The following is a 24,091-nucleotide window of genomic DNA, read 5'->3' as shown; positions in this document are numbered from 1 at the left end:
CATGTGTGGCATTGTCGGTATTGTCAGTAGTTCTAACGTCAACCAGCTTCTCTATGATGCACTGACCGTGCTTCAGCACCGTGGCCAGGACGCAGCGGGTATTGTGACTTACCAGGACAATCGTTTTTTTCTCCGCAAGGATAACGGGCTGGTTCGGGATGTGTTTCACACCCGCCACATGCGCCGTCTGGTGGGTAACGTGGGAATTGGTCATGTGCGCTATCCCACGGCCGGCAGCTCCAGCTCCGCCGAAGCCCAGCCGTTTTATGTAAACAGTCCCTACGGCATTACCCTGGCTCATAATGGCAACCTGACCAACGCCGACGAGTTGAGCAGCGACCTGTTCCGCACTGATCTGCGTCACATCAATACCAACTCCGATTCCGAAGTCCTGTTGAACGTGTTTGCCCACGAGCTGCAGAAACAGGGCAAGCTGAACCCCACCAAGGATGAGATCTTTACTGCCGTTCGCGCCGTGCACAAGCGCTGCCGGGGGGCTTATGGCGTGATTGCCATGATTACGGGCTACGGTATCGTCGGTTTCCGGGATCCCAACGGCATTCGCCCGGCCTGTTACGGTGTCCGGGAAGATGACAACGGCCAGAAAGAGTACATGATTGCCTCCGAAAGCGTGGCCCTGAACGCGGCCGGATTTACCCTGGTGCGTGATATTGCGCCGGGTGAAGCGGTGTATATCGAAACCGACGGTTCCCTCTACACCGAGCAGTGTGCGGAAGATCCCAAACTTTACCCGTGTATTTTCGAGCACGTGTATTTTGCCCGCCCGGATTCCATTATGGACAAGGTGTCGGTTTACAAGGCCCGCCTGCGCATGGGTGAAACATTGGCCCAGAAGGTGCTGCGCGACCGGCCCGACCACGATATCGATGTGGTCATGCCGATTCCCGATACCAGCCGCACCTCGGCCATGCAGATGGCCCACGAACTGGGCGTCAAATACCGGGAAGGCTTCATCAAGAACCGCTACATTGGCCGGACCTTTATCATGCCGGGCCAGAAGATGCGCAAGAAATCCGTGCGCCAGAAGCTGAACCCCATTGACTTGGAATTCCGGGGCAAGAACGTGATGCTGGTGGACGATTCCATCGTGCGCGGCACCACCTGTAAGGAAATTGTTCAGATGGCCCGGGATGCCGGCGCCCGCAAGGTGTATTTCGCTTCCGCCGCGCCCCCCGTGCGTTATCCCAATGTGTACGGCATCGATATGCCGTCTGCCAACGAGCTGATCGCCCATGATCGCACCGTTGAAGAGGTCGGCGAGCTGATTGGTGCGGACTGGCTGGTGTATCAGGATCTGGACGACCTGATTACCTGCGTGAACGATGTCAACGAAGATATTGATGGCTGGGAATGCTCAGTCTTCACCGGCAATTACGTCACCGGCGATGTTAACGAAGCCTATCTGGGCAGACTGGAAGACCTGCGCAACGACGATGCCCGTTCATCCGGCCAGATGATGGATGATTCGGATAACGGCATCATCGACCTGCACAACGATGAAAATTGAAGCTCCAACCTGTAACTGCCGGAGAACGCTATGACATTTGGCCATGACGAGCACCACTGGATTCCTGAATCGGACCTGGAAGGCATGTCTCTGGATACCCTGGCAGTGCGGGCCGGGCAGATCCGTACCGGGCAGTTGGAGCACAGCGACGCTATTTTCCCCACCTCAAGCTTTGTTTATGGCAGTGCCGCCCAGGCGGCCGCCCGCTTTGGTGGTGAAGAGGCGGGTAACATTTATTCCCGTTTCACCAATCCCACGGTGCAGGCCTTCGAGGGCCGTATTGCTGCCATGGAAGGGGGAGAAAAGGCTGTCGCCACCGCCTCTGGCATGTCTGCGATTCTCGCTACTTGTATGTCGTTGTTGCAGGCCGGAGACCATGTGGTCTGTTCCCGGGGCGTATTCGGCACCACCAATGTGCTGTTCCAGAAGTACATGGCCCGGTTTGGCGTGGAAACCACCTTTGTCAGCGTGACGGATATGGAAGGCTGGAAGGCGGCGGTGCGCCCGGAAACCCGCATGCTATTCCTGGAAACACCGTCTAACCCCTTGTGCGAAGTGGCGGATATGGCGGGGCTTTCCGCGTTGGCAAAAGCCAGTGACGCCCTGCTGGTGGTGGACAACTGTTTTTGCACCCCGGTACTTCAGCGGCCGCTGGAGCAGGGCGCCGACCTGGTGATTCATTCAGCCACCAAGTACCTGGATGGCCAGGGCCGCTGTGTCGGCGGTGTGGTGGTAGGTCCGGCCAGGTACCTGGATGAGATCTACGGCTTTATCCGTTCGGCGGGCCCGACCATGAGCCCGTTCAACGCCTGGGTGTTCCAGAAGGGCCTGGAAACCTTACCAATTCGTATGCGCGCCCACTGCGACAATGCGTTAGAGTTGGCCCGTTGGCTGGAGCAACAGTCGGCCGTGACCAACGTTTTCTATGCTGGTCTGGAAAGTCATCCCCAGCATGAACTGGCCAAGCGCCAGCAGAGTGGTTTTGGTGGTATTGTATCTTTTGAGCTGGCGGGTGGCCGGGCTCATGCCTGGCGTTTTATTGACGCCACCCGGATGATTTCCATCACCGCCAATCTTGGCGATGTTAAAACCACCATCACGCATCCGGCGACCACCACCCACGGTCGGTTGTCGCCTGAAGACAAAGAAAAGGCTGGCATTACCGAAGGCCTGATCCGGCTTTCGGTGGGCATTGAAGCAATCGATGACCTGAAAGCCGACCTGCAACGGGGCTTTCAGGCACTGAACGAACTTATTGACCAATAGAGCATTCATGGCGGAAACCGGCAAAGCGAATACAGCGGAAAACGCTGAACTGAGCCACAAGCAACAACGCTTTCGCCGCCTTATGACACAGGGCGCAAGGGAAGGCGCAGTCATCGGTCTGATTGCACTGTGCATCTATCTGGCGATGGCGCTGTTTACGTTCAGCCCTTCCGATCCGGGCTGGGCCAGCGTGGGTCACGAGACCCAGGTGAGCAACCACGCCGGTCGCACCGGTGCCTGGCTGGCCAGCCTGTTGATGGACCTGTTTGGGCACGTGGCCTGGCTGTTCCCGGTGATGATCGCCGGCTATGCGCTGATGCTGATCCGCTTGCGAAACCAGCCTCTGGATGTGCACTGGCCGCTGCTCCTGGTGCGTTTTGGTGGCTTCGTTCTGATTCTGCTTTCCGCCACCAGTCTGCTTTCCCTGTATTCCCTGTTCGGACTGGGCGCCTCCTCCGGGGGCGTGCTGGGTACTGCCGTCTCCGAATCCATGGTGCGCTTTTTCAACCTGCCAGCCACCACACTGCTGCTTATCGCGATTTTCCTGTTCGCGCTTACCGTGACTACCGGTCTGTCCTGGTTCTGGTTGATGGACAAGGTGGGCGGCCTGACCCTGAAAGCGGTGCGTCGTGTCGTGGGGGTGTTCAAGCGCGACCTTGAAAATGACTCTTCTGAAGAGCAGGGCAAAGAGCCCGCGCCCCCTGTGGTCCACGATCAACTGCCGCCATTCGAGACGGAGAACCAGAAAAAGGATTCCTGGTTGAGCCGGGTGTTAGGACGCGGTGGTCGTAAGCGGAAAGATTCCGAAGAAACGCCTGCTGAGCGCAAGGAGCCGTTGATCGATGGCTCCTCCAGGCCGGAGCCCAAGCCACCGTCGCTGGAGCATTTCAGCGCCACGGACAACGAAGGCGCAGACGCGCCCGCGCCCAAGAAGGCCGAGAAATCCGCGAGCCGGTCAGTGAAGATCTCGCCGTTCAAGAAGAACGAGGAAAAAGCCCCGTCCAAGAAACGCGACAGCCGCCAGGGCTCGCTGCTGGAAGACGTGGAAACGACGATTCCGCCGCTATCACTGCTGGACCCTCCCGAGCAGAACAAGCAGATGGGCTATTCGGAGGAAGCCCTGGAGCACATGTCGCGCCTGTTGGAAGAAAAGCTGGCCGACTTCGGCGTGTCCGTGGAAGTGGTGGAAGTGAACCCGGGCCCGGTGATTACCCGGTTCGAGATCAAGCCGGCACCCGGCGTGAAAGTCAGCAAGATTTCCAACCTGGCCAAAGACCTGGCGCGTTCCCTGGCGGTACTCAGCGTCCGCGTGGTGGAAGTGATTCCCGGCAAGTCGGTGGTGGGTATCGAGATCCCCAACGAGCAACGCGACATGGTGCGCCTGAGTGAAGTGCTGGGCGCCCGGGTATTCACGGAATCCACTTCGCCGCTGACCCTGGCGTTGGGCAACGACATTGGCGGCAATCCCATGGTCGCCAACCTGGCAAAGATGCCGCACCTGCTGGTGGCCGGTACCACCGGTTCCGGTAAATCGGTGGGCGTGAATGCCATGCTGTTGAGCATGCTGATGAAAACCACGCCGGAGGAAGTGCGCTTTATCATGGTGGACCCGAAGATGCTGGAATTGAGCATCTATGAGGGCATTCCCCATCTGCTGGCGCCCGTGGTCACCGACATGAAGGAAGCCGCCAATGCCCTTCGCTGGTGTGTGGCGGAAATGGAGCGCCGTTACCGGCTGATGGCCAGCCTGGGTGTGCGTAATATTGCCGGTTATAACAAGAAGGTCCGGGACGCCCGGGCCGAGGGCGAGCCGCTGCTCGACCCACTCTGGAAACCGGATGATCACCTGGCCAACGATGAGCAGGAACGGCCTGAGCTGGATACCCTCCCGTTCATTGTGGTGGTGGTCGACGAATTCGCCGACATGATGATGATCGTTGGCAAGAAGGTGGAAGAACTGATTGCCCGGATCGCCCAGAAGGCGAGGGCGGCGGGCATCCACCTGATCCTGGCGACCCAGCGGCCGTCCGTGGATGTGATTACCGGCCTGATCAAGGCCAACATTCCCACCCGGATCTCCTTCCAGGTTTCATCCAAGATTGATTCCCGCACGGTGCTGGATCAGGGCGGAGCCGAACAGCTCCTTGGCCATGGCGACATGCTTTACCTGCCGCCGGGTAGCGGTTTGCCGGTGCGGGTACATGGCGCATTCGTGGATGATAACGAAGTGCACCGTGTAGTGAACGCGTGGAAAGCACGAGGTGAGCCGGAGTACGTCGATGACGTGCTCAACGGTGCGGAGAGTGAACATCTGCCGGGTGTGCCCACCCTGGCCGAAGGCGGGGGCGGTGACGAAGGGGACGCCCTGTTTGATGAGGCCGTGGCCTTTGTAACGGAAGGTCGCCGGGTATCCATTTCTTCGGTGCAACGTAAATTCAAGATTGGCTACAACCGTGCCGCCAACCTGGTGGATGCCATGGAGGCGTCGGGTGTAGTCAGTCCGGCGGGCCATAACGGCGCCAGGGAAGTGCTGGCTCCACCGCCACCCAGAGATTAGGAGTTATCTTCATGATCCGATTTTTCTCGGTTGCTCTTGCTGTCATCCTGTCGTTTTCTGCTCCCTTGGCGTCAGCTGAAGCCGGGGAAGCCTCCCGGGCGGCGGCAGAGCAATTGGCGGGCATGCTGCGTGATTATCAAAGCTACCAGGCCGATTTCATCCAGATTGTTGTCAATGAGAGTGGGACCCAGGTTCAGGAAACCCATGGCCGGCTCATGGCCAAGCGTCCGGGATTGTTCTATTGGGAAACCAGTAAGCCCCTGCCGCAGTTTATTGTCAGTGATGGCGACACCGTTGAGGTGTACGACCCCGATCTGGAACAGGTGACCATCCATAACCTGGACGACCGCGTTCAGACCACACCGGCGCTTTTGCTCAGTGGCGAGGTGGCGAACCTTAACGATAGCTACGAAGTGTACGAGCGTGGCGTTGGTACGCGAGTGCAGGAATTCAAGCTGGTACCCCGTGCGCCGGATTCCCTGTTTGTTTCCCTGCGCCTGAGCTTCGAGAACGGCGTTTTGCAGGAAATGCGCATGCAGGATTCCCTGGGCCAGCTCAGCATCCTCAGCTTTGATGACATCGTTTTGAATGAATCGATCGAACAGGGCGCTTTTGACCTGGACTATCCGGAGGGCGTCGACATCATCCGGGATGCTGGTTGATGCAGGATAGCCTGTTCGAATCCGACGCCGGGTTCCAGCCACTGGCCGCCCGTATGCGGCCCGCTACCCTCGACCAATACGTTGGGCAGCAGCACCTGGTTGGACCCGGCAAGCCCCTGCGTCGGGCCGTGGAGCAGGGCCAGCTGCATTCCATGATCCTGTGGGGACCGCCGGGGGTGGGGAAAACCACGTTTGCCCGCCTGCTGGCGAACCTGGGCCATCTCTCCTTTGAGACCATTTCCGCCGTGCTCAGTGGCGTCAAGGAAATCCGCGAGGTGGTCGAACGTGCCCGCAACCGTAAACAGGCCCATGGGGAGGATACCCTGCTGTTTGTGGACGAGGTGCACCGGTTCAACAAAAGCCAGCAGGACGCCTTCCTGCCTCACATCGAGGATGGCACCTTTATTTTTGTCGGGGCCACCACTGAAAACCCTTCGTTTGAGCTGAACAGCGCCCTGCTGTCACGCACTCGCGTCTATGTGCTCAAGAATCTGGAACAGGCTGACATTCTCCAGCTTATTGAGCGTGCGCTGACGGATGACAGCGGTTTCGGCGGCACCCTCGCGGTGGCACCGGAAGTGCGTGACACCATCGCCCAGGCCTCCGGGGGCGACGCCCGTCGGGCGCTGAATATCCTGGAAGTGGCGGCCGACCTGGCGGAGCGGGACGAGCAGGGTGCAAACCGGATCACCGAAGACACCCTGGAACAGGTACTGCAAACCAGCCTGCGCCGTTTCGACAAAGGCGGCGATGTCTTCTACGACCAGATCTCCGCCCTGCACAAGTCCGTGCGCGGCTCCAGCCCGGACGGAGCCCTGTACTGGTTGTGCCGGATGCTGGACGGCGGTTGCGATCCGCTCTACGTTGCCCGCCGCCTGGTGCGCATTGCCAGTGAGGATATCGGCAATGCCGATCCCAGGGCGCTTCAGATCACTTTGCAGGCCTGGGACGCCCAGGAACGCCTGGGCTCTCCGGAAGGTGAACTGGCATTGGCCCAGGCAGTCACCTACATTGCCCTGGCGCCCAAGAGCAATGCGGTCTACAAGGCGTTCAACCAGGTCATGGCCGATGTTCGTCAGGACCCGGACTACGAAGTGCCGGTACACCTGCGCAATGCGCCCACCAAACTCATGAAAAGTCTGGGTCACGGTGACGAATACCGCTATGCCCACGACGAACCCGATGCCTACGCCGCTGGCGAATGTTACCTGCCTGAGGCCATCCACCAGCGCCGTTATTACCAGCCGGTCAAGCGGGGGCTGGAAATCAAGCTGGAGGAGAAGCGCCAGCGGCTTGAAGCGATGGATGAGGGCAGCCCTAATAAGCGTTACCGATAGTCAGCGGAGGGAGCAGTAGGTAGGCCTTTCCAAAACCGTGCGGAGCCAGGGGTGAAGAGCGAATAGCTCTTCACGGGCTGGCCGAGGATGGCCTGCCCAGGACCTTCAGCGCGACGCAGGAGCAATAAGCGATGAAGGGCGGAGCTCGAGCGGTACAGGGATGTATTCACAGCGTGTTTTGGAAAGGCCTACCTACTGATCCCGGCAAACTCCCAGCGTGAAATCGGCATCCCAAACCCCCAGGTGGTGTTCAGGCCGTTCCGTGCAGGTATAATGCGCCTTTAACTTTACATTCGCTCACCGGAAATTCAGGAACACCATGCTCGATCCGAAACGCGTCCGTACTCAGACTGAAGAGATCGCCCGTCGGCTGGCCGTCAAAAACTTTGAATTTGAAATTGCCACCTTCGAAAAGCTGGAAGAACGCCGCCGAGCCATTCAGGTTCGTACGGAAACGCTGCAGAGTGAACAGAACAAGCGTTCCAAATCCATCGGTAAGGCCAAGGCCGCCGGTGAAGACATCCAGCCGTTGCTGCAGGAAGTCGAAGACCTGAAGCGCCAGCGTGGCGAAGCAGAAGACGAGCTGCGTTCCGTTCAGGAATCCCTGAACGCCTTTTTTGCCGGCATTCCTAATATTCCGGATGAAGACGTACCGCCGGGCGAAAGCGAAGACGACAACGTTGAAATTCGCAAATGGGGCACGCCCAAGGAGTTCGGCTTTGAGCCCAAAGACCATGTCACGCTTGGTGAGCAGTTAAAGGGTCTGGATTTTGAAAAGGCCACCCATCTGGCGCATTCCCGCTTTGCCGTCATGCAGGGCCAGATTGCCCGGCTGCATCGCGCCCTGGCGCAGTTCATGCTGAACCTGCACACCGGCGAGCACGCCTACACCGAGGCCTATGTGCCGTATCTGGTGAATGCCAACACCCTGTTTGGCACCGGCCAGCTGCCAAAATTTGAGGCGGACCTGTTTCGTACAGCCGGTGACAACCCGCTGTACCTGATTCCGACCGCCGAAGTGCCGGCCACCAACCTGGTGGCGGACACCATTCTGGACGACGCCGAACTGCCGCTTCGCCTGGTTTGTCACACGCCGTGTTTCCGGAGCGAAGCGGGCTCCTATGGCCGTGATGTACGGGGCATGATTCGTCAGCACCAGTTCGACAAGGTTGAGTTGGTACACGTCGTGCGCCCGCAAGACTCCGAGCAGGCCCTGGAAGAGCTAACTGGTCATGCTGAGAAAGTGCTGCAGATGCTGGAGCTACCGTACCGGGTCATGACCCTGTGTGGTGGTGACATTGGTTTCTCCGCAGCCAAAACCTACGACCTGGAAGTGTGGCTGCCGGGGCAGGGCAAGTACCGGGAAATCTCTTCCTGCTCCAACACCCGTGATTTCCAGGCTCGTCGCATGCAGGCGCGCTGGCGCAATCCGGAAACCGGCAAGCCGGAGCCCGTGCACACCCTGAACGGTTCTGGCCTGGCCGTTGGTCGCGCCATGATCGCCGTCATGGAAAACTATCAGCAGGAAGACGGCAGCATCCTGGTGCCGGAAGTCCTCAAACCCTACATGGGCGGTATTGATCGAATCCAATGAGTAATCAGCAGCCTCCCCAGCCAAAGGTCCAGACAGCGGTGCCCGCTCCATCAAAGGATCAGGTCAACCCGGTGACTGGTAACACCAACGAGTCTGCGGGGGAGGTTGCCCTGGTGGGGGCCGGTCCCGGCGATCCGGAGCTGCTCACGTTAAAGGCCCTGCGGCTGATCCAGTCCGCGGAAGTGATTCTCTATGATCGCCTGGTATCGGCAGAGATCATGGCACTGATTCCCGATCACGTGGAAACCATTCACGTCGGTAAACAGCGTTCTCATCATACCTTGCCCCAGGACCAGCTTAACCAGCGTTTGGTGGAGCTGGCCCGTCAGGGGCGACGGGTAGTTCGCCTGAAAGGCGGCGATCCGTTCATCTTCGGTCGGGGTGGCGAGGAAATCGAAACCCTGGCGGAGGCCGGTGTGCGCTTCCAGGTGGTGCCGGGCATCACGGCGGCCTCCGGTTGCGCCGCCTTTGCCGGGATCCCCCTTACCCATCGGGACCACGCCCAGTCGGTGCGCTTCATCACCGGCCACCTGAAGAACGATACCTGCGACTTGCCCTGGTCGGATTTTGTCCAGAACAGCCAGACGCTGGTGTTTTATATGGGCTTGGTGGGCTTGCCGATTATCTGCCGGGAGCTGATTGCCCATGGCATGTCGGAAGAGATGCCGGTAGCACTGATCTCCAAGGGCACCACGCCGGAGCAGCAGGTGATTACGGGTACCTTGGCGACAATCGTCGAGACAGTACAAAGCAGTGAAGTGAGAGCGCCGACGCTTGTGATTATCGGGCAGGTGGTTACGCTTCGCAGCAAGCTGGACTGGCTGGGGGCTGGCCCCGTCAATCACTGATGGGGGAGGCTGGCCCGGGACCGCTGGGTGCCGGGCCGATTCGATTACTTGCCGCGTTTGGGCAGCACGTCTTTCAGTTTGGCGCGCATGTCACGAATGGCTTTTTCCGTGGTTTCCCAGTTAATGCAGGCATCGGTGATTGATACACCGTACTGCAGGTCTGCCAGGTTTTCCGGAATCTTCTGATTGCCTTCGTTGATATGGCTTTCCACCATCAGGCTCTGTATGGACGTGTTGCCTTCCAGGATCTGGTGGGTCACATCCTGCATCACCAGCGGCTGGATGGCCGGGTCCTTGTTGGAGTTGGCGTGGCTGCAGTCCACCATGATGGACTTGCGAAGACCGGCTTTTTCCAGTGCCTGTTCGCACAGCGCAACGCTGACGGAATCGTAGTTCGGCTTGCCGCCACCGCCACGCAGAACGGCGTGACCGTAGTTATTGCCCTTGGTCCGGATGATGGCCACCTTGCCCTGCTGGTCAATGCCCAGGAAGCTGTGAGGGTGGGAAGCGGACTTCATGGCGTTGACCGTCACATCCAGGCTGCCGTCGGTGCCGTTTTTGAAGCCGATGGCCATGGAAAGACCGCTACTCATTTCCCGATGGGTCTGGGACTCGGTGGTACGGGCGCCGATGGCGGACCAGGCAATGGTGTCCTGCAGGTACTGAGGAGAGATCGGGTCCAGGGCCTCGGTAGCCGTGGGCAGACCCAGCTCGTTGATGTCCAGCAGCAGGCGGCGGCCCATGTGCAGCCCTTCTTCAATATCGAAGGTATCGTTCAGATGGGGATCGTTGATCAGGCCTTTCCAGCCGACGGTGGTCCGGGGTTTTTCGAAATAGACCCGCATAACCAGAAACAGGGTGTCACTGACTTCATCCGCCAGCTTCTTCAGGCGGTTGGCGTAATCCCTGGCCGCTTCCACATCGTGAATCGAGCAGGGGCCTACCACCACAAACAGGCGATGGTCCTTGCCGTCCATGATGTCGTAGATGGCCTGTCGGCCGCTCTCAACGGTTTCTGCGGCTTTGTCCGACAGTGGCATTTGCTCTTTCAGTGCTTCCGGCGTAATCAGGGGTTCCTGACTGGCCACATTCAGGTTTTCCAGTTTCTTCCCGGACATCTAAACTCACCCGATGGATATTTGAAGATTTTTATTGAAAGGCGCCGGCGCGCAGTTGCGGCAGACCCCGGCGAGTTGGTTATACTGCGTTATTTACAATCCCTTTTCAACGCTTCCATACAATGGGTCCCGGATGTCGCCTGAGCAACAGAAACCACGTAACGACTCGTCGTCACACAAGGTGGTTTCCAAAAAGATCAACCAGATTCTGTCCGCTCTCCGGGTGCCGGATCTCCCATATCCAGCCAGTAAAGTTCCTTCCGAGGCGGAGCCCGAATGGCGCTCCCTGTTGCTGTCCTGCTGGGCCGAACAACGTGATGAGCGGGTAACGCGGGTACTGGGTTCGGTCGACATCACCTGGTCTGTGCGCCAGGTAAATGCCGCTTACCTGTCCGACCGGATCATGGATCTGTTCCTGAAAACCAGTGGCCTGCATCCCACACTGATTACCCGGATTGCCCGCCTGCGCTTCTGGCTCGCGTGGCGCCTGGACGTGGCCGGTGCGGAGGCATTCAATGGCCGGTTGCTGAACTGGCTGGATCACCTGAAGGAATGGCGTGGCTGGAGCGATACCGGCGGTCGTTCCGCGCGGGCACTGCTGGATCAGCTGGACGTCCTGAAACAGCTGGTTGCCGACAGTTTTGAGCAGGAAAGTCCGACGTTGGTGGAGTCGTTCTGTGAGCACTGGCTGGCCGACGCGGAAAAACGCCAGGCTCAGGTCAACCGGTTGAGCGAACGCTTGCTGGACACCGAGCAGGGTGCCTCACGCCAACGCTTTGCCGACCAGGTGGCCCGGGCTCTGATCGGCCGCGCCCTGGAAGGTCGCCAGTTACCCCGGGGCATCAGCCGCTTCATCCTCGAGGACTGGTATTCGGTGCTCAAGCAGAGCGTCTGGCTCGAAGGTACCGCCGGTGAAGCGCACCGCCATGCCAACAAGCTGCTGGAGTGGCTGGTTTGGGCCGGTGACCCGCAGTTGTCCCGGAATGATCCCAGCCGCCTGTACCACGTGGGTGAGCAGATTGAGGACCGCCTGAACAGCGTTTGGTCCCGGGTATTTTCCAGCCCGGCTCCGGCCGATGCTATTGCCAAGGCACACGCCGACATTGTCGCCCGTATCCGGGGTGACGAACCGGCGCTGGAGCCGGCGTTGCCCCAATCAAGACCATTCAAGTGGGATACCGCCTGGTTATCGCTTACGCCTGTAGAGCCCGTGGATGTCGAGCGATTCGTCCATAAATGGTATGTCGAAGGCGAAGGGGTGCACGAGCAACGCCGATTCTTCTTCGCCCTTTTGGAACACACCAATGAAATCCTGTGGACCAACGGTGTGGGTGCCAAACTCAGCACCCAGGGATGGCCCACCTTTGTTGCCGCTCTGGAATCCGGCACGCTACGGGAGCTTCCCGCCCCGACCCCATTTGGCCAGATTTTAGGCGAGACGGTGACCGTCCTGGCCCAGGTGTGTGTAAAACAGCAGAAGCAACGGGAAAAAGCAGCGGAACAGGCCCGGGCCCGGGCGGAAGAGGCGCGCCTGGCCAAGCAGGAGGCTGAGCGCAAACACAGGGAGCAGGAAGCCGCCCGCCAGGCAGAGCTGGAGCGTCAGCGTGCCGAGGCGGAAAAGCAGCGTCAGGAAGACGAGAAGGCCGAACAGCTGCGCCAGAAGCGGCAGCGCGAACTGGAGGCAGGCCAGCAGATTGATGGCATCCCATTGGGCGGATGGATTGTCATTGCCGGCGATCCGGAACCCGTGCGTCTCAAACTGGCGGTGAAGATTGCTGCTTCGAACAAGTTTGTATTCGTGGACCGTCTGGGGCTCAACCGTTCCGAGTTCCACTATGAAGATCTTGTTGAAGGAATTGTTGAGAATCGCATTCGAGTGCTGGGGAAATCGGCGGAATTTGATGACACATTAACCCGGGTCGTTGGCAGAATCCGGGTAGGGCGAAGCTAAGGAAGCTGAGACAGACATGACCGATCAGGACTATACCTTTGGAACCGAACCCGAGCTGCCCCGTGGGCACGATGACCGGGCGTATTACCGGCTGACGGCCCGCGCCGTTGCCGGCATCCAGATTGAAACCTCTGAGCCGGCGGAATCGGCCGTGGCAGGCCATTCCGCACCTCGTGTCCTGCAGTGCCGGATTCGGGATATTTCCGTGGGTGGTTTCAGCCTGATTTCCCGGGAGCCATTTACCCAAGGTGCCATCCTGTCCGCCAGTGTGGATCTGGCCAATGGCGCCAACACCTACGGCCTGACCATTGAGGTCAAATGGTGTCGTCCGGTGGAGCAGGGCTATCTGGTCGGGGTCAGCGTGCTGGAATCGGATGAAACCGATTACCTGGAATGGATGGAGGCCATTGCTGATGCGCTGGCTGAATGCTGAATGCCAGGGATGTATTCAGGACGGGTCACCAGAAACAAAAAGGGCTGGCAAAATGGAGGCTGTGTGAAAACAGCCTCCGAAGCTGGCAAAATAACCGCGACATGGCTCGCGGTTATTTTTTATGAGACATCTGGAAGGCACCCCTCGCAGTCAGACGCTGCTGCTCCCGCCCAGCGTTGAAGATTATGTCCCCGAAGATCACCCAGTTCGCGTCATTGATGCGTTTGTGGATTCATTGAATTTGTCCGAGATGGGATTCAGGAAGGCGCAGACGGCTCATACCGGCCGCCGCCCTTATCATCCCGGCGATTTGCTCAAGCTCTACATCTACGCCTACCTCAATCAGACCAGCAGCACCCGACGACTGGAAAAAGAATGTCATCGCAATCTGGAAGTGTTGTGGTTGATGAAGCAACTGGCACCGGACTTCAAGACCATTGCCGACTTCCGTAAGGATAATGGTGACGCGGTGAAGAAGGTGTGTCGTCAGTTCATTGTCTTTTGCAAGCAGGCGGGGCTGGTCAGTGGCCAGTTGGTGGCCATTGATGGCAGCAAGTTCAAAGCGGCCGCCAGTAAAGACCAGGCCGTTACCCGCAAGCAGCTGGAGAAACAACTGGGCAAGCTGGACCAGAAGATCGATCGTTATCTCGCTCAACTGGCGGCTTCAGAACAGGGCGGTGACTCAGGCCTCAACAGTGACAAGGTGTCCGAAGCCCTGGCCTACCTGGAAGCCCACAAGGCAGAGCTGCAGGATGAGCTGAAGACGCTGGTCGATGAAGATAAAACCCAGCACTGTCGTACCGAGCCGGATGCCAGGCTGATGAAATCCGGCCGGGAAGGCATGGTGGTGGGTTATAACGCGCAGAATGCCGTTGATGAGGAACACCAACTGATCGTTCACCACGAGTTGACCCAGGCGGGGAACGATAACCAGCAATTAAAGCCGATAGCCCAAGAGGCTCGTGACGTACTGGAGGGCGAATTAGAGACTATCGTTGCCGATGCAGGCTATTCCAACGGGCAGCAGATCAGCGACCTTCAGTCCTCTGAGTACGATGTGGCGGTGCCATCAAACCGGGCGGTGAATAATCAGGGAGCCGGTGGGCACTTCCAGAAAAGTGACTTCACCTATTTGCCCGAAGAGGACGCTTACCGCTGCCCTGCTGGAAAGCTGTTGCCGCACAAGACCGTGAGCAACAAAGATCGAATGCATCTGTATGCGCGTTCGGGCTGCAATCAATGCCCGTTACAAAGCCAGTGCACCAAGGCGGATCGACGCTGGGTCTCACGCCACTTTGATGAAGAGGCTCTGGATAGGGCCGACGACTCGGCCACACCTGAGCGGATGATCCGCCGAATGGCCACCGTTGAACCCACCTTCGCCACTCTCAAAAGGCTGCTCAATAAAGGGCGATTTACCTGCTGGGGCCTTGGTTCTGCCAGTAGCGAATACAGTCTGGGTGTGCTGAGTTATAACCTGATGCGAGCGATCAATGTGCTGGGCGTGAAGGGAATACTGGCAAGACTGGCCTGAGTCCCTTCTCAGCGTTTTTATTGCCTGGAAATATAAACCGACTCAAAGCAAAAATGCCCCGGACGATATCCGAGGCATCTTGCTCGCCAACTCAGAAGCTATGTAAATCGAGTTTTTACACAGCCTCCAAAATGCCGGCCCTTTTTGATTTCACAGATTGAGCTGATCAGTCTTCCAGCTCGCCCATGCCGGTGATGTTGAAACCACCGTCCACGTACATGATCTCGCCGGTGATGCCGGAGGCCAGGTCGGAACCCAGGAACGCGGCCGCGTTGCCCACTTCCTCGGTGGTCACGTTGCGACGCAGCGGGGCACGCTTGGCGTTCTCGGCCAGCATGCGACGGAAGCTGGCAATGCCGGAGGCGGCCAGGGTCTTGATCGGACCGGCGGAGATGCCGTTCACGCGGATGCCGTCTTTGCCCAGGCTGGCCGCCATGTAGCGTACGTTGGCTTCCAGGGAGGCCTTGGCCAGACCCATCACGTTGTAGTTCTGCAGTACGCGCTCGGCGCCCAGGTAGCTCAGGGTTACCAGGCTGCTGCCTTCGTGCATCATGTCACGGGCACCCTTGGCCAGCGCCACAAAGCTGTAGGAGCTGATGTCGTGGGCGATCTTGAAGCCTTCACGGGTGGTCACGTCCACGTAGTTGCCATTCAGCTCGTGGGCCGGGGCATAGCCTACCGCGTGGATGATGATATCGATGTTGTCCCAGTGCTTTTTCAGCTCGGTGAAAACGTTGTCGATCTCTTCGTCGCTGGCCACGTCGCACGGGAAGGTCAGTTGGCTGCCCCACTGGTCCGCGAACTTCTCAACGCGGGACTGCAGTTTTTCATTCTGGTAGGTGAAGGCCAACTCGGCGCCTTCACGGGCAAAGGCCTCGGCAATGCCGTAGGCAATGGAATGTTTACTGGCAACGCCAACAATCAGTGCTTTCTTGCCACTGAGCATACCCATGGGTTCGAACTCCCTATGTTCTTTGGTTTCAATAAATTATCCCGGACTGTCGGAGCCCGGGTAACGATCAATTGGTCGTAGACTGATAGAACAACGCCGCACTGAGCAGTTCCCGCGTGTAGGCCTGCTCAGGATTCCGGAAAATAGTCTCGGCGTTGCCGTACTCGAAAATCTGCCCCTGCTTCAATACCAGCAGTTTATGGCTGAGGGCTCGTACCACAGCCAGATCGTGACTGATAAAGATATAGGATAACCCATATCGGGCCTGAATATCGCGCAGCAGTTCAATTACCTGCTTCTGGACGGTGCGGTCGAGCGCGGAGGTGGGCTCGTCCAGCACAATGATTTCCGGTTGCAGCACCAGTGCCCGGGCAATGGCAATGCGCTGGCGCTGACCGCCGGAAAACTCGTGAGGGTAGCGGTGCCGTGCCTCCGGGTCCAGGCCAACGTCAATGAGGGCCTGGATCACCAGGGCATCGTGTTCCGCCCGTTTGTCCGGCAGGTGAATCTCCAGCCCCTCGCGGATGATCTCGGCTACCGACATTCGCGGGCTCAGGCTGCCAAACGGGTCCTGAAACACGATCTGTACTCGCCGGCGCCAGGGCCGGAACTGTTTTTGGCTCATGCCACCCAGATCGGTGCCATCGAGGCGGATGCTGCCGGTGGCGCCGGTCAGTTTGAGCAGGGCGTGGCCAATGGTGGTCTTGCCGCTGCCGCTTTCACCCACAATGCCCAGAGTTTCCCCTTTGCGTACCGAGAAGCTCACCTCTTGAACCGCGTGAAACGCTTCTATCACCCGCCCCAGCAGGTTTTTGCGGATCGGGAAGCGCACATTCAGGGCTTCGACGGTTAACAGTTCCGGGTGACTGCTGGCGATCGTCAGCGGGCTTTCAGGCGGTTCGGCATCGATCAGCTTGCGGGTGTAGGGGTGTTCGGGATTCCGGAACAGGGCTTCGCACTCACCGGCCTCCACGGCCTTGCCTTTTTCCATCACCACCACCTGGTCGGCGTAGCGACGTACCAGCGTGAGATCGTGGGTGATCAGCAGCATGGCCATGCCCAGTTTCTCCTGCAGAGATTCCAGCAGCTCCAGCACCTGTTTCTGCACGGTCACATCCAGCGCAGTGGTGGGCTCGTCGGCAATCAGCAGTTCCGGTTCGTTGGCCAGGGCCATGGCAATCATCACGCGCTGCTTTTGACCGCCGGAGAGCTGGTGCGGGTAGCTTTTCAGGCGCCGTTCCGGCTCGGGAATTCCCACCAGATCCAGCAGCTCCAGGCAGCGCTCGCGGGCCTGTTTGCCCCGCAGGCCCTTGTGCAGCTCCAGAGTCTCGGTGATCTGCTTTTCCACCGTGTGCAGCGGGTTCAGGGAGGTCATGGGCTCCTGGAAAATCATACTGATCTTCCAGCCCCGGATCTGGCGCATGCGCTTTTCCGATGCTTTGAGCAGGTCCTCACCGTGGTATTCGATCCGGCCTGACGGATACCCAGCATGGCGCTCGTCCAGCAATCGCAGCACCGACAGCGCCGAAATGGATTTGCCGGAACCGCTTTCGCCCACCAGGGCCAGGGTCTGGCCGGCCTGAAGGGAAAACGACAGGCCGTCGACCACGTGCGGGCCGTTATCAAACTGTATCGACAGATCCGAGACGTTCAGCAAGTCACTCATATCAACTCTTTCTCGGGTCGAAGGCATCGCGAACCGCCTCGCCCACGAAAACCAGCAGGGTCAGCATGATCGACAGGGACACAAACGCGGAAATGCCCAACCAGGGCGCGTGCAGGTTGGCCTTGCCCTGGGCGATCAGTTCACCCAGCGACGGCGAGCCGGAAGGCAGGCCAAAGCCAAGAAAATCCAGCGAGGTCAGGCCGGTGATGGCGCCGGTCAGGATAAACGGCAAAAAGGTGAGGGTGGCCACCATGGCGTTGGGCAGGATGTGCCGGAACATGATGCGCCGGTTATCCAGCCCAAGGGCCCGGGCCGCCTTCACGTACTCAAAGTTGCGGGCGCGCAGGAATTCCGCCCGTACCACGTCCACCAGGCCCATCCAGCTGAACAGCAGCATGATGCCCAGCAGCCACCAGAAATTCGGTTGGACGATGGCGGAGAGGATGATCAGCAGGTAGAGCATGGGCAGGCCGGACCAGACCTCGATAAAGCGTTGTCCAAACAGGTCCACCTTACCGCCGTAGTAGCCCTGGATGGCGCCCACGGTCACGCCCACCACGCAGCTGGCCAGGGTCAGGGTCAGGCCAAAGAGTACGGAAAGCCGGAAACCGTAGATCACCCGGGCGGCCACGTCCCGGCCCTGGTCATCGGTACCCAGCCAGTTTTCCGCGCTGGGCGGGGCGGGCGAGGGCACGTCTAGGTCGTAATTGATGGTGTCGTAGCTGAACCGGATGGGCGGCCATATCATCCAGCCGTTGGCGCGGATTTCGTTCGCAATAAACGGGTCCCGGTAGTTGGCTTCGGTGGGTAGAAAGCCGCCGAAGGTTTCCTCCGGAATAGACTGAACCACGGGGAAATAAATATCTCCCTTATATGACAGCACCAGGGGGCGATCGTTGGCAATTAATTCGGCACAAAGAGACAGGCCAAACAGAATCAAAAACAGCCAGAGGCTCCAGTACCCCCGACGGTTATTGCGGAAATTATGCAGGCGGCGTTGCTGGATGGGTGAAAGGCTAACCAGGGTCACGCGCCCTCCCGGCTTTCAAAGTCGATACGCGGGTCCACTAACATGTAAGTGATGTCGCTGATTAGCTTCAGCACCAGCCCCATCAAGGTGAAAATGAACAGGGTGCCGAAAATCACCGGGTAATCCCGGTTCAGGGCCGCCTCAAAGCCGAGCAGGCCAAGGCCATCGAGTGAGAAGATGACCTCGATCAGCAGTGAACCGGTGAAGAACAGCGACACCAGTACGCCCGGCAGGCTGGCAATGACAATCAGCATGGCGTTGCGGAATACATGGCCGTACAACACCTGCTTTTCCTCCAGACCCTTCGCCCTGGCGGTCACCACGTACTGCTTGCCGATTTCGTCCAGGAACGAGTTTTTGGTCAGCAGGGTGAGGGTGGCAAAACCGCCGATCACGTTGGCGGTTACCGGCAGCGCCAAGTGCCAGAAATAGTCGGCGATTTTCTGGTACCAGTTCAGCTGTTCGAAATTGGAGGAGGTCAGCCCGCGCAACGGGAACCAGTCAAAATAGCTGCCCCCGGCGAACAGCACAATCAGCAGGATCGCGAACAGGAAGCCGGGAATGGCGTAGCCCACCACAATGGCAGAACTGGTCCAGACATCGAAGCGTGAGCCATCATGCACCGCCTTGCGGATACCCAGGGGTATGGAGATCAGATAGATAACCAGGGTGGACCAGAGCCCCAGGGAAATCGAAACTGGCATCTTATCGAGGATAAGCTCCACCACGGAGCGGTCACGAAAGAACGAATCGCCAAAATCGAAGGTGGCGTAGTCCTTAAGCATCTTCAGGAAACGTTCGGGGGCCGGCTTGTCGAAGCCGTACATTTTCTCGATTTCGGCGAGCAGCTCCGGTGGCAGCCCCCTCGAACCCCGCGTATCCCCGGAGCTGGCCGACGCCACCTCCCCGCCGGTATCACCACCTGCGGCCCGTGCCAGTGCGCTACCGCCGTGGCCTTCCATTTCGGCAATCAACTGCTCCACCGGCCCGCCGGGCGCGGCTTGAACAATGATGAAGTTGAGCAGCATGATTCCCACCAGGGTGGGAATGATCAGTGCCAGCCGCCGTAATATGTAAATGCCCATTCAGAGGACGAATCCTTTCATAACAGACGGGAGTTGGCCCGGTGGATCAGGGGGTGATCCACCAGTTGTTGATATCGACGCCGTTTTTCGGTGTGACCTCTGGACGTTCGAGTTTGTTCCAGTAGGCCACCCGGTCTTTGGTCAGGTGCCAATGTGGAATCACGTAATGGCCATTCAATAATACCCGGTCCAGGGCCCGAACCCGATACACCAGCTCCTCCCGGGTTGGGGCCTGGATGACCTGGTTCACCAGCTCATCCACGACCGGGTCTTCGATCCCCATGTAGTTCCTGGAACCAGTGACGTCCGCGGTGCTGGAATGCCAGTATTCGCGCTGCTCATTGCCCGGTGAATCGGATTGGGGGATGACCTGGGTAATCATGTCGTAATCGAAATTGCGTACACGTTGGATGTACTGGTTGCTGTCCACCAACCGCACGGTGACGTCAATGCCCAGTCGCTCCAGGTTTTTTTTGAAGGGTAATACCACGCGCTCAAAGCTCTTCTGGAACAGCAGGATCTCAAAAGCCAGTGGCTTTCCGGTTTCCTGATGCACCATCTTGCGGTCCTGGATGTGGTAGCCCGCTTCACGAAGCAGCGTGAGTGCAGTGCGCAGATTGTCTCGCAGGGTGGTCTCACCCTCGGTACTGGGGGGCGCGTAGTCTTCGGTGAAGACGTCCGGGCTTAGCTGGTCCCGGAAGGGCTCCAGAATCTCCAGCTCCCGGCCTTCGGGCAGACCAGAGGAGGCAAGCTCACTGTTTTCGAAGTAACTGTCTGTCCGGGTGTACTGATTAAAGAACAGGTTACGGTTGGCCCATTCAAAGTCAAACGCATAAGCCAGGGCCTCCCGCACCTTGGGATCTGCGAAGACCGGCCTGCGGGTGTTGTACACAAACCCCTGCATGCCCACTGGACGATGATGCTCAATGGCTTCCTTGGTGATCTTCCCCTCCTCGAATGCTTGGCCCGTGTAGGCGGTGGCCCAGTTCTTGGCGGAGGTTTCCTGACGAAAGTCAAAGCTGCCAGCTTTGAAGGCTTCCAAGGCTACTGTGTCGTCAGTGAAGTATTCGTAGCGGATTTCGTCAAAATTGAAACGGCCTTTACGCACACCCAGATCCTTCGCCCAATAATCTTCCACCCGCTGGTAGGTGACAGATCGGCCGGCTTCGTAGTCGGCAATGCGGTAGGGCCCACTGCCGACCGGAATATTCAGGCCATTACCACTGAAGTCCCGGTCCTGCCAGTAGTGAGCGGGCAGAATGGGCATCTGGCCCAGGATCAGGGGCAGTTCCCGGTTCTTGGTGTCGCCGAAATCAAAACGGATTCGGCGCGGGCCTTCAACCGTTACCTCGCTCACGTCTGCGTAGTAGTTGCGGTAAAACGGGTGACCCTCGGTGGTCAGCACCCGGTAGGAAAACGCCACATCCTCGGCGGTGATCGGCTCGCCGTCCTGGAACCGGGCCTCTTCCCGCAGGTTGAAAATCACGTAACTGCGGTCTTCGGGCACCTCAAGGCTCTCGGCGATCAGCCCATACTCCGAGAACGGCTCGTCGGCGGAGGCCTCCATCAGGGTGTCGTACAGGTAGGTGCTGATGCCCGCTGCTGCAACGCCCCGAATGACAAAGGGGTTGAAGCTGTCAAAACCGTTGGAAACCACAGCCAGCTGCAAGGTGCCGTTTTTGGGAGCCTGCGGGTTGACGTAATCGAAGTGAGGGAAGCTGGCGGGGTATTTGACTTCACCGTGCATGGCCAGGCCATGCACTGGTTCGAGCTCGGACGTTGTGGAATGGTTGTCCGCCTGGGTAACGGAAGCGGAGGCCAGCAGAGCCAGGGCTGTGAACAGTCCGCCCAGCTTTGCTGGCGTTCTACCTGATGTGTTCAAAGAAGGCGTTTTAAACCAGGGTGCTTTCCGTATTTTTGTCATGGTTCTCGCACGTTAGGGACTGTTTCTGACGTCCACGTAGAGTACCAGACTTTGTCCGGGTTGAAGATAACGGTCGGTATTAAGATCGTTCCATGAAGCGATGTCCCGGACATTCACGGAGAAGCGGCTGGCAATGGCCGATAACGAATCGCCACTGCGCACCTGATAGCCCACCTTGCGAACCATGGCCCGGTCCCGGGCAGAATTGGCAACCGTTGGGCTGGTGCTCTTGGACCAGATCACCAGCTCCTTGCCCGGAATCAGCGGATCACCCGGCGCCATGCCGTTCCAGCCGGCGACCTGGCGGACCGAAACGTCGTGGTCCCGTGCAATATCCCAGAAAGTATCGCCGCTGCGCACCGTGTAGCGTACTTTCGTGCCATCACGCTTGCGGTCCTGGGTACGCTGCAGTCGCTGGGACTGGCTGAGCGCGTAGGCGTCGGTGCCCTTGGTGGCGGACGGGATCAGCAACTGCTGACCGATGCGGATCAGGTTGGAATCCAGCTTGTTAACCTGTTTGATCACACTGGGCGTTGTCGAGAACTTCTGGGAGATGGCGCCGAGATTATCACCGGGCTGAACCGTGTAGTCCTGCCAGGAAACCCGCTGTTCTTTCGGGAAGTCTGCCAGTGCCTTTCGGAAGGTTTCTGCGTTCTGTTTGGGGACCAGCAACCGGTGCGGGCCATCGGGATTGGTGGCCCAGCGGTTGTAGGAAGGATTCAGCAGGTAGATCTCATCGATGTCCACCTCGGCCAGTTGGGCGGCCTGGGCCAGATCCAGTTGGGAGCCAGTCTTGACCACTTCAAAATAGGGTTTATTTTTGAGCGGCGGTAGTTCGATGTTATAGGCCTTGGGGTTATCAAAAATCTTGGCTAGGGCAATCAGCTTGGGCACGTAATGGCTGGTTTCCCGTGGCAGGGAGAGCGACCAGAAGTCCGTGGGCTTGCCAGAATTCCGGTTGCGACGCATGGCGCTGGAAACCGTACCGCCACCGGCATTGTAGGCGGCCAGGGCCAGGGTGTAGTCACCGTCAAAACGGTTCGACAGACGTTCCAGATAGGTAAAAGCAGCATCGGTGGCTTCCAGTACATCCCGCCGGTCATCGTGCCACCAGCTTTGGGTCAGGCCGAAATACTTGCCAGTGGATGGAATGAACTGCCACAAGCCAGCGGCACGCCCATGTGAATAAGCAAAAGGATCGAAGGCGCTCTCAACCACAGGCAGCAGGGCCAGCTCTGTGGGCAGACCCCGGGCTTCAGCCTGCTCAAGAATGTGGTACAGGTAGCGGGAGCCACGATCCACCACGCGGCTGATGTAGCGCGGATGGCGTACATACCAGTCCAGTTGAGCCTGAACCCGGTCGTTCTGGACGCTGTGGTCCATGGCAAAGCCGGAGCGTAGACGGTGCCACAGGTCGTCGTTTAACTCGTTAGCCTGCTGCTGGGAAGCGGGTTTTTCCAGCTTCTCCCGGGCATCCTTGGCGCGGGCCTGTAGCTCCGGTGAAATGGCGTCGTCCAGCGGAGCGTCGGTGCTTCGAGTGCTGCCCGAACCGGCCGCCACCGAGGCTTTGAAGTCTTCATCCCCGGTGGCCACCATCACTTCCTCGGAATCCATGGGGCTGGCAGTGGCCGACTGGCCATCGTTGTTTGGCAGAAGACTGCTGCAGCCGCTGGCAAGGCTGGTGGCAAGCAGCAGCAGGGTAAGGCGTTTAAACGACATAAATGAAAGTTTCCTTAAAAGTGATCCTTGCCGTGCCGGACCGCAGCAAAAATATCCCGCTCGCTGCTCGCAGGCAGTCCATGTTTGGCGCAATAGCTTTCCGCCGCGGCAACCACCGCCGGATCATCCCAACGCAGGAACGGGTTGAGGGCTTTTTCATCGGCAATGGTGGTGGGAATTGTCGGCAAATCCTGATCTCGCAGGTTCTGGCAGCGGCGCTCAAACTGCTCAAGCGCCTCATCGTCTGGCAGCCAGTGCCGGGCAAAGCGCAGATTGGCCAGGGTATATTCGTGGGCGCAATAGACAGCGGTTTCGTCCGGGAGTTCACGCAGGTTTTTCAGGGAGTGATACATCTGTTCAGCCGAGCCTTCGAACAGTCGGCCGCAGCCACAGGCAAACAGCGTGTCACCACAAAAGAGCAGGGGGCGGCCGCTAATCAGGCTGCTGGTGAAATAGGCAATGTGATCAAGTGTGTGGCCTGGTACAGCTATAACGTCGAAAGTCAGGCCATGCCAGACCACTTCATCACCAGGATGGACGACATTGGTGGTACCTTTAAACGGCGAATCGGCCGGGCCGGTCACGCGGACCTCCGGGAAAGCGGACTGCAGCTGCTTGATACCACCGGTGTGGTCCGGGTGATGGTGAGTCACCAAAATCGTGTCTGCCGTCAGCCCCTGTTCCGCCAGGTAGGCTTCCACAGGCTCGGCTTGGCCGGGGTCGACAATCAGGGCCTGGCCGGAATCATCGTGGGAGAGGCACCAGATGTAGTTGTCCGAAAAAGCCGGAATGGCGCGAATGCTGAACATCGAAACCCCATGTGTTCGTCGAATGTGCCTGTTATCATAAATCAACATAGTCTCCATCCCAAGAACGGGAAAACCGTT

Annotated in this window: 18 protein-coding genes; 10 read left to right on the top strand and 8 right to left on the bottom strand. The window is 58.7% G+C overall.

Features of this window, described 5'->3' with window-relative positions; all coding sequences use genetic code 11:
• Position 1 precedes the first annotated feature (1 nt).
• The 7 genes from purF to cobA all read left to right on the top strand — a co-directional run bounded on the left by purF (position 2) and on the right by cobA (position 9,792).
• The gene (gene purF / locus BY454_RS10845; protein WP_104416490.1) at positions 2 to 1,528 is read left to right on the top strand and encodes an amidophosphoribosyltransferase; all 1,527 of its coding nucleotides are present in this window, start codon (positions 2 to 4) and stop codon (positions 1,526 to 1,528) included.
• 30 nt (positions 1,529 to 1,558) lie between these two features.
• Complete coding sequence (locus tag BY454_RS10840; RefSeq protein WP_104416489.1) at positions 1,559 to 2,794, top strand: O-succinylhomoserine sulfhydrylase; 1,236 nt, start codon at positions 1,559 to 1,561, stop codon at positions 2,792 to 2,794.
• Positions 2,795 to 2,801: 7 nt separating this feature from the next.
• Positions 2,802 to 5,351, top strand: a complete 2,550-nt coding sequence (locus BY454_RS10835) for a DNA translocase FtsK (protein ID WP_104416488.1) — start codon at positions 2,802 to 2,804, stop codon at positions 5,349 to 5,351.
• Positions 5,352 to 5,362: 11 nt separating this feature from the next.
• Positions 5,363 to 6,013, top strand: a complete 651-nt coding sequence (lolA, locus tag BY454_RS10830; protein WP_104416487.1) for an outer membrane lipoprotein chaperone LolA — start codon at positions 5,363 to 5,365, stop codon at positions 6,011 to 6,013.
• A complete protein-coding gene (locus BY454_RS10825) occupies positions 6,013 to 7,350 on the top strand; it encodes a replication-associated recombination protein A (protein ID WP_104416486.1) in 1,338 nt (445 codons plus the stop codon). Before lolA ends, BY454_RS10825 begins: the two co-directional genes overlap by 1 nt.
• Positions 7,351 to 7,669: 319 nt before the next feature.
• Complete coding sequence (serS, locus tag BY454_RS10820) at positions 7,670 to 8,944, top strand: serine--tRNA ligase (protein ID WP_104416485.1); 1,275 nt, start codon at positions 7,670 to 7,672, stop codon at positions 8,942 to 8,944.
• Positions 8,941 to 9,792: a uroporphyrinogen-III C-methyltransferase gene (cobA, locus tag BY454_RS10815; protein ID WP_104416484.1), complete on the top strand. Its 852-nt coding sequence runs from the start codon at positions 8,941 to 8,943 to the stop codon at positions 9,790 to 9,792. The genes serS and cobA overlap by 4 nt, the downstream gene beginning before the upstream one ends.
• Before the next feature lie 44 nt (positions 9,793 to 9,836).
• Here cobA and BY454_RS10810 read toward each other — a convergent pair whose 3' ends face one another.
• Entirely contained in the window at positions 9,837 to 10,910 is a 1,074-nt protein-coding gene (locus tag BY454_RS10810; protein WP_104416483.1) for a 3-deoxy-7-phosphoheptulonate synthase, read from the bottom strand.
• 133 nt (positions 10,911 to 11,043) lie between these two features.
• Between BY454_RS10810 and BY454_RS10805 the strand changes: the two genes are divergently transcribed.
• From BY454_RS10805 to BY454_RS10795, 3 genes are all read left to right on the top strand, one after another.
• Complete coding sequence (locus BY454_RS10805; RefSeq protein WP_104416482.1) at positions 11,044 to 12,861, top strand: DUF1631 family protein; 1,818 nt, start codon at positions 11,044 to 11,046, stop codon at positions 12,859 to 12,861.
• 16 nt (positions 12,862 to 12,877) lie between these two features.
• A complete protein-coding gene (locus BY454_RS10800) occupies positions 12,878 to 13,294 on the top strand; it encodes a PilZ domain-containing protein (RefSeq protein ID WP_104416481.1) in 417 nt (138 codons plus the stop codon).
• A 121-nt stretch (positions 13,295 to 13,415) separates the two neighbouring features.
• Positions 13,416 to 14,828 carry an IS1182 family transposase gene (locus tag BY454_RS10795; protein WP_104416480.1) on the top strand — a complete coding sequence of 471 codons (1,413 nt, stop codon included), beginning with the start codon at positions 13,416 to 13,418 and terminating at the stop codon, positions 14,826 to 14,828.
• A 166-nt stretch (positions 14,829 to 14,994) separates the two neighbouring features.
• Here BY454_RS10795 and BY454_RS10790 read toward each other — a convergent pair whose 3' ends face one another.
• From BY454_RS10790 to gloB, 7 genes are all read right to left on the bottom strand, one after another.
• A complete protein-coding gene (locus tag BY454_RS10790) occupies positions 14,995 to 15,780 on the bottom strand; it encodes an enoyl-ACP reductase FabI (protein ID WP_104416479.1) in 786 nt (261 codons plus the stop codon).
• Positions 15,781 to 15,847: 67 nt separating this feature from the next.
• On the bottom strand, positions 15,848 to 17,446 hold the full coding sequence (locus BY454_RS10785) for an ABC transporter ATP-binding protein (RefSeq protein WP_104416478.1): 1,599 nt from the start codon (positions 17,444 to 17,446) through the stop codon (positions 15,848 to 15,850).
• A 1-nt stretch (position 17,447) separates the two neighbouring features.
• Positions 17,448 to 18,470 (bottom strand): ABC transporter permease, encoded by a 1,023-nt coding sequence (locus BY454_RS10780; protein WP_181049688.1) that lies wholly within the window; start codon positions 18,468 to 18,470, stop codon positions 17,448 to 17,450.
• A gap of 2 nt (positions 18,471 to 18,472) precedes the next feature.
• On the bottom strand, positions 18,473 to 19,561 hold the full coding sequence (locus tag BY454_RS10775) for a microcin C ABC transporter permease YejB (RefSeq protein WP_104416476.1): 1,089 nt from the start codon (positions 19,559 to 19,561) through the stop codon (positions 18,473 to 18,475).
• Between the two features lie 46 nt (positions 19,562 to 19,607).
• A complete protein-coding gene (locus BY454_RS10770; protein ID WP_258075630.1) occupies positions 19,608 to 21,308 on the bottom strand; it encodes an extracellular solute-binding protein in 1,701 nt (566 codons plus the stop codon).
• Between the two features lie 189 nt (positions 21,309 to 21,497).
• Positions 21,498 to 23,204 carry a LysM peptidoglycan-binding domain-containing protein gene (locus BY454_RS10765; RefSeq protein ID WP_104416474.1) on the bottom strand — a complete coding sequence of 569 codons (1,707 nt, stop codon included), beginning with the start codon at positions 23,202 to 23,204 and terminating at the stop codon, positions 21,498 to 21,500.
• A gap of 14 nt (positions 23,205 to 23,218) precedes the next feature.
• On the bottom strand, positions 23,219 to 24,013 hold the full coding sequence (gene gloB, locus BY454_RS10760) for a hydroxyacylglutathione hydrolase (RefSeq protein ID WP_104416473.1): 795 nt from the start codon (positions 24,011 to 24,013) through the stop codon (positions 23,219 to 23,221).
• Positions 24,014 to 24,091 lie beyond the last annotated feature (78 nt).

Origin of the sequence: Marinobacter persicus (assembly GCF_002934325.1) — a bacterium.
Taxonomy (GTDB): domain Bacteria; phylum Pseudomonadota; class Gammaproteobacteria; order Pseudomonadales; family Oleiphilaceae; genus Marinobacter; species Marinobacter persicus_A.
This window is presented reverse-complemented; position numbering and strand designations above follow the sequence as displayed.

Coding starts and splice junctions, on each gene's coding strand:
- lolA (WP_104416487.1), top strand. CDS start 5,363: ATGATCCGATTTTTCTCGGTTGCTCTTGCTGTCATCCTGTCGTTTTCT.
- BY454_RS10825 (WP_104416486.1), top strand. CDS start 6,013: ATGCAGGATAGCCTGTTCGAATCCGACGCCGGGTTCCAGCCACTGGCC.
- BY454_RS10805 (WP_104416482.1), top strand. CDS start 11,044: ATGTCGCCTGAGCAACAGAAACCACGTAACGACTCGTCGTCACACAAG.
- BY454_RS10770 (WP_258075630.1), bottom strand. CDS start 21,308: ATGCACGGTGAAGTCAAATACCCCGCCAGCTTCCCTCACTTCGATTAC.
- BY454_RS10795 (WP_104416480.1), top strand. CDS start 13,416: ATGAGACATCTGGAAGGCACCCCTCGCAGTCAGACGCTGCTGCTCCCG.
- BY454_RS10835 (WP_104416488.1), top strand. CDS start 2,802: ATGGCGGAAACCGGCAAAGCGAATACAGCGGAAAACGCTGAACTGAGC.
- BY454_RS10790 (WP_104416479.1), bottom strand. CDS start 15,780: ATGGGTATGCTCAGTGGCAAGAAAGCACTGATTGTTGGCGTTGCCAGT.
- BY454_RS10785 (WP_104416478.1), bottom strand. CDS start 17,446: ATGAGTGACTTGCTGAACGTCTCGGATCTGTCGATACAGTTTGATAAC.
- serS (WP_104416485.1), top strand. CDS start 7,670: ATGCTCGATCCGAAACGCGTCCGTACTCAGACTGAAGAGATCGCCCGT.
- cobA (WP_104416484.1), top strand. CDS start 8,941: ATGAGTAATCAGCAGCCTCCCCAGCCAAAGGTCCAGACAGCGGTGCCC.
- BY454_RS10765 (WP_104416474.1), bottom strand. CDS start 23,204: ATGTCGTTTAAACGCCTTACCCTGCTGCTGCTTGCCACCAGCCTTGCC.
- BY454_RS10840 (WP_104416489.1), top strand. CDS start 1,559: ATGACATTTGGCCATGACGAGCACCACTGGATTCCTGAATCGGACCTG.
- purF (WP_104416490.1), top strand. CDS start 2: ATGTGTGGCATTGTCGGTATTGTCAGTAGTTCTAACGTCAACCAGCTT.
- BY454_RS10810 (WP_104416483.1), bottom strand. CDS start 10,910: ATGTCCGGGAAGAAACTGGAAAACCTGAATGTGGCCAGTCAGGAACCC.
- BY454_RS10775 (WP_104416476.1), bottom strand. CDS start 19,561: ATGGGCATTTACATATTACGGCGGCTGGCACTGATCATTCCCACCCTG.
- gloB (WP_104416473.1), bottom strand. CDS start 24,013: ATGTTCAGCATTCGCGCCATTCCGGCTTTTTCGGACAACTACATCTGG.
- BY454_RS10800 (WP_104416481.1), top strand. CDS start 12,878: ATGACCGATCAGGACTATACCTTTGGAACCGAACCCGAGCTGCCCCGT.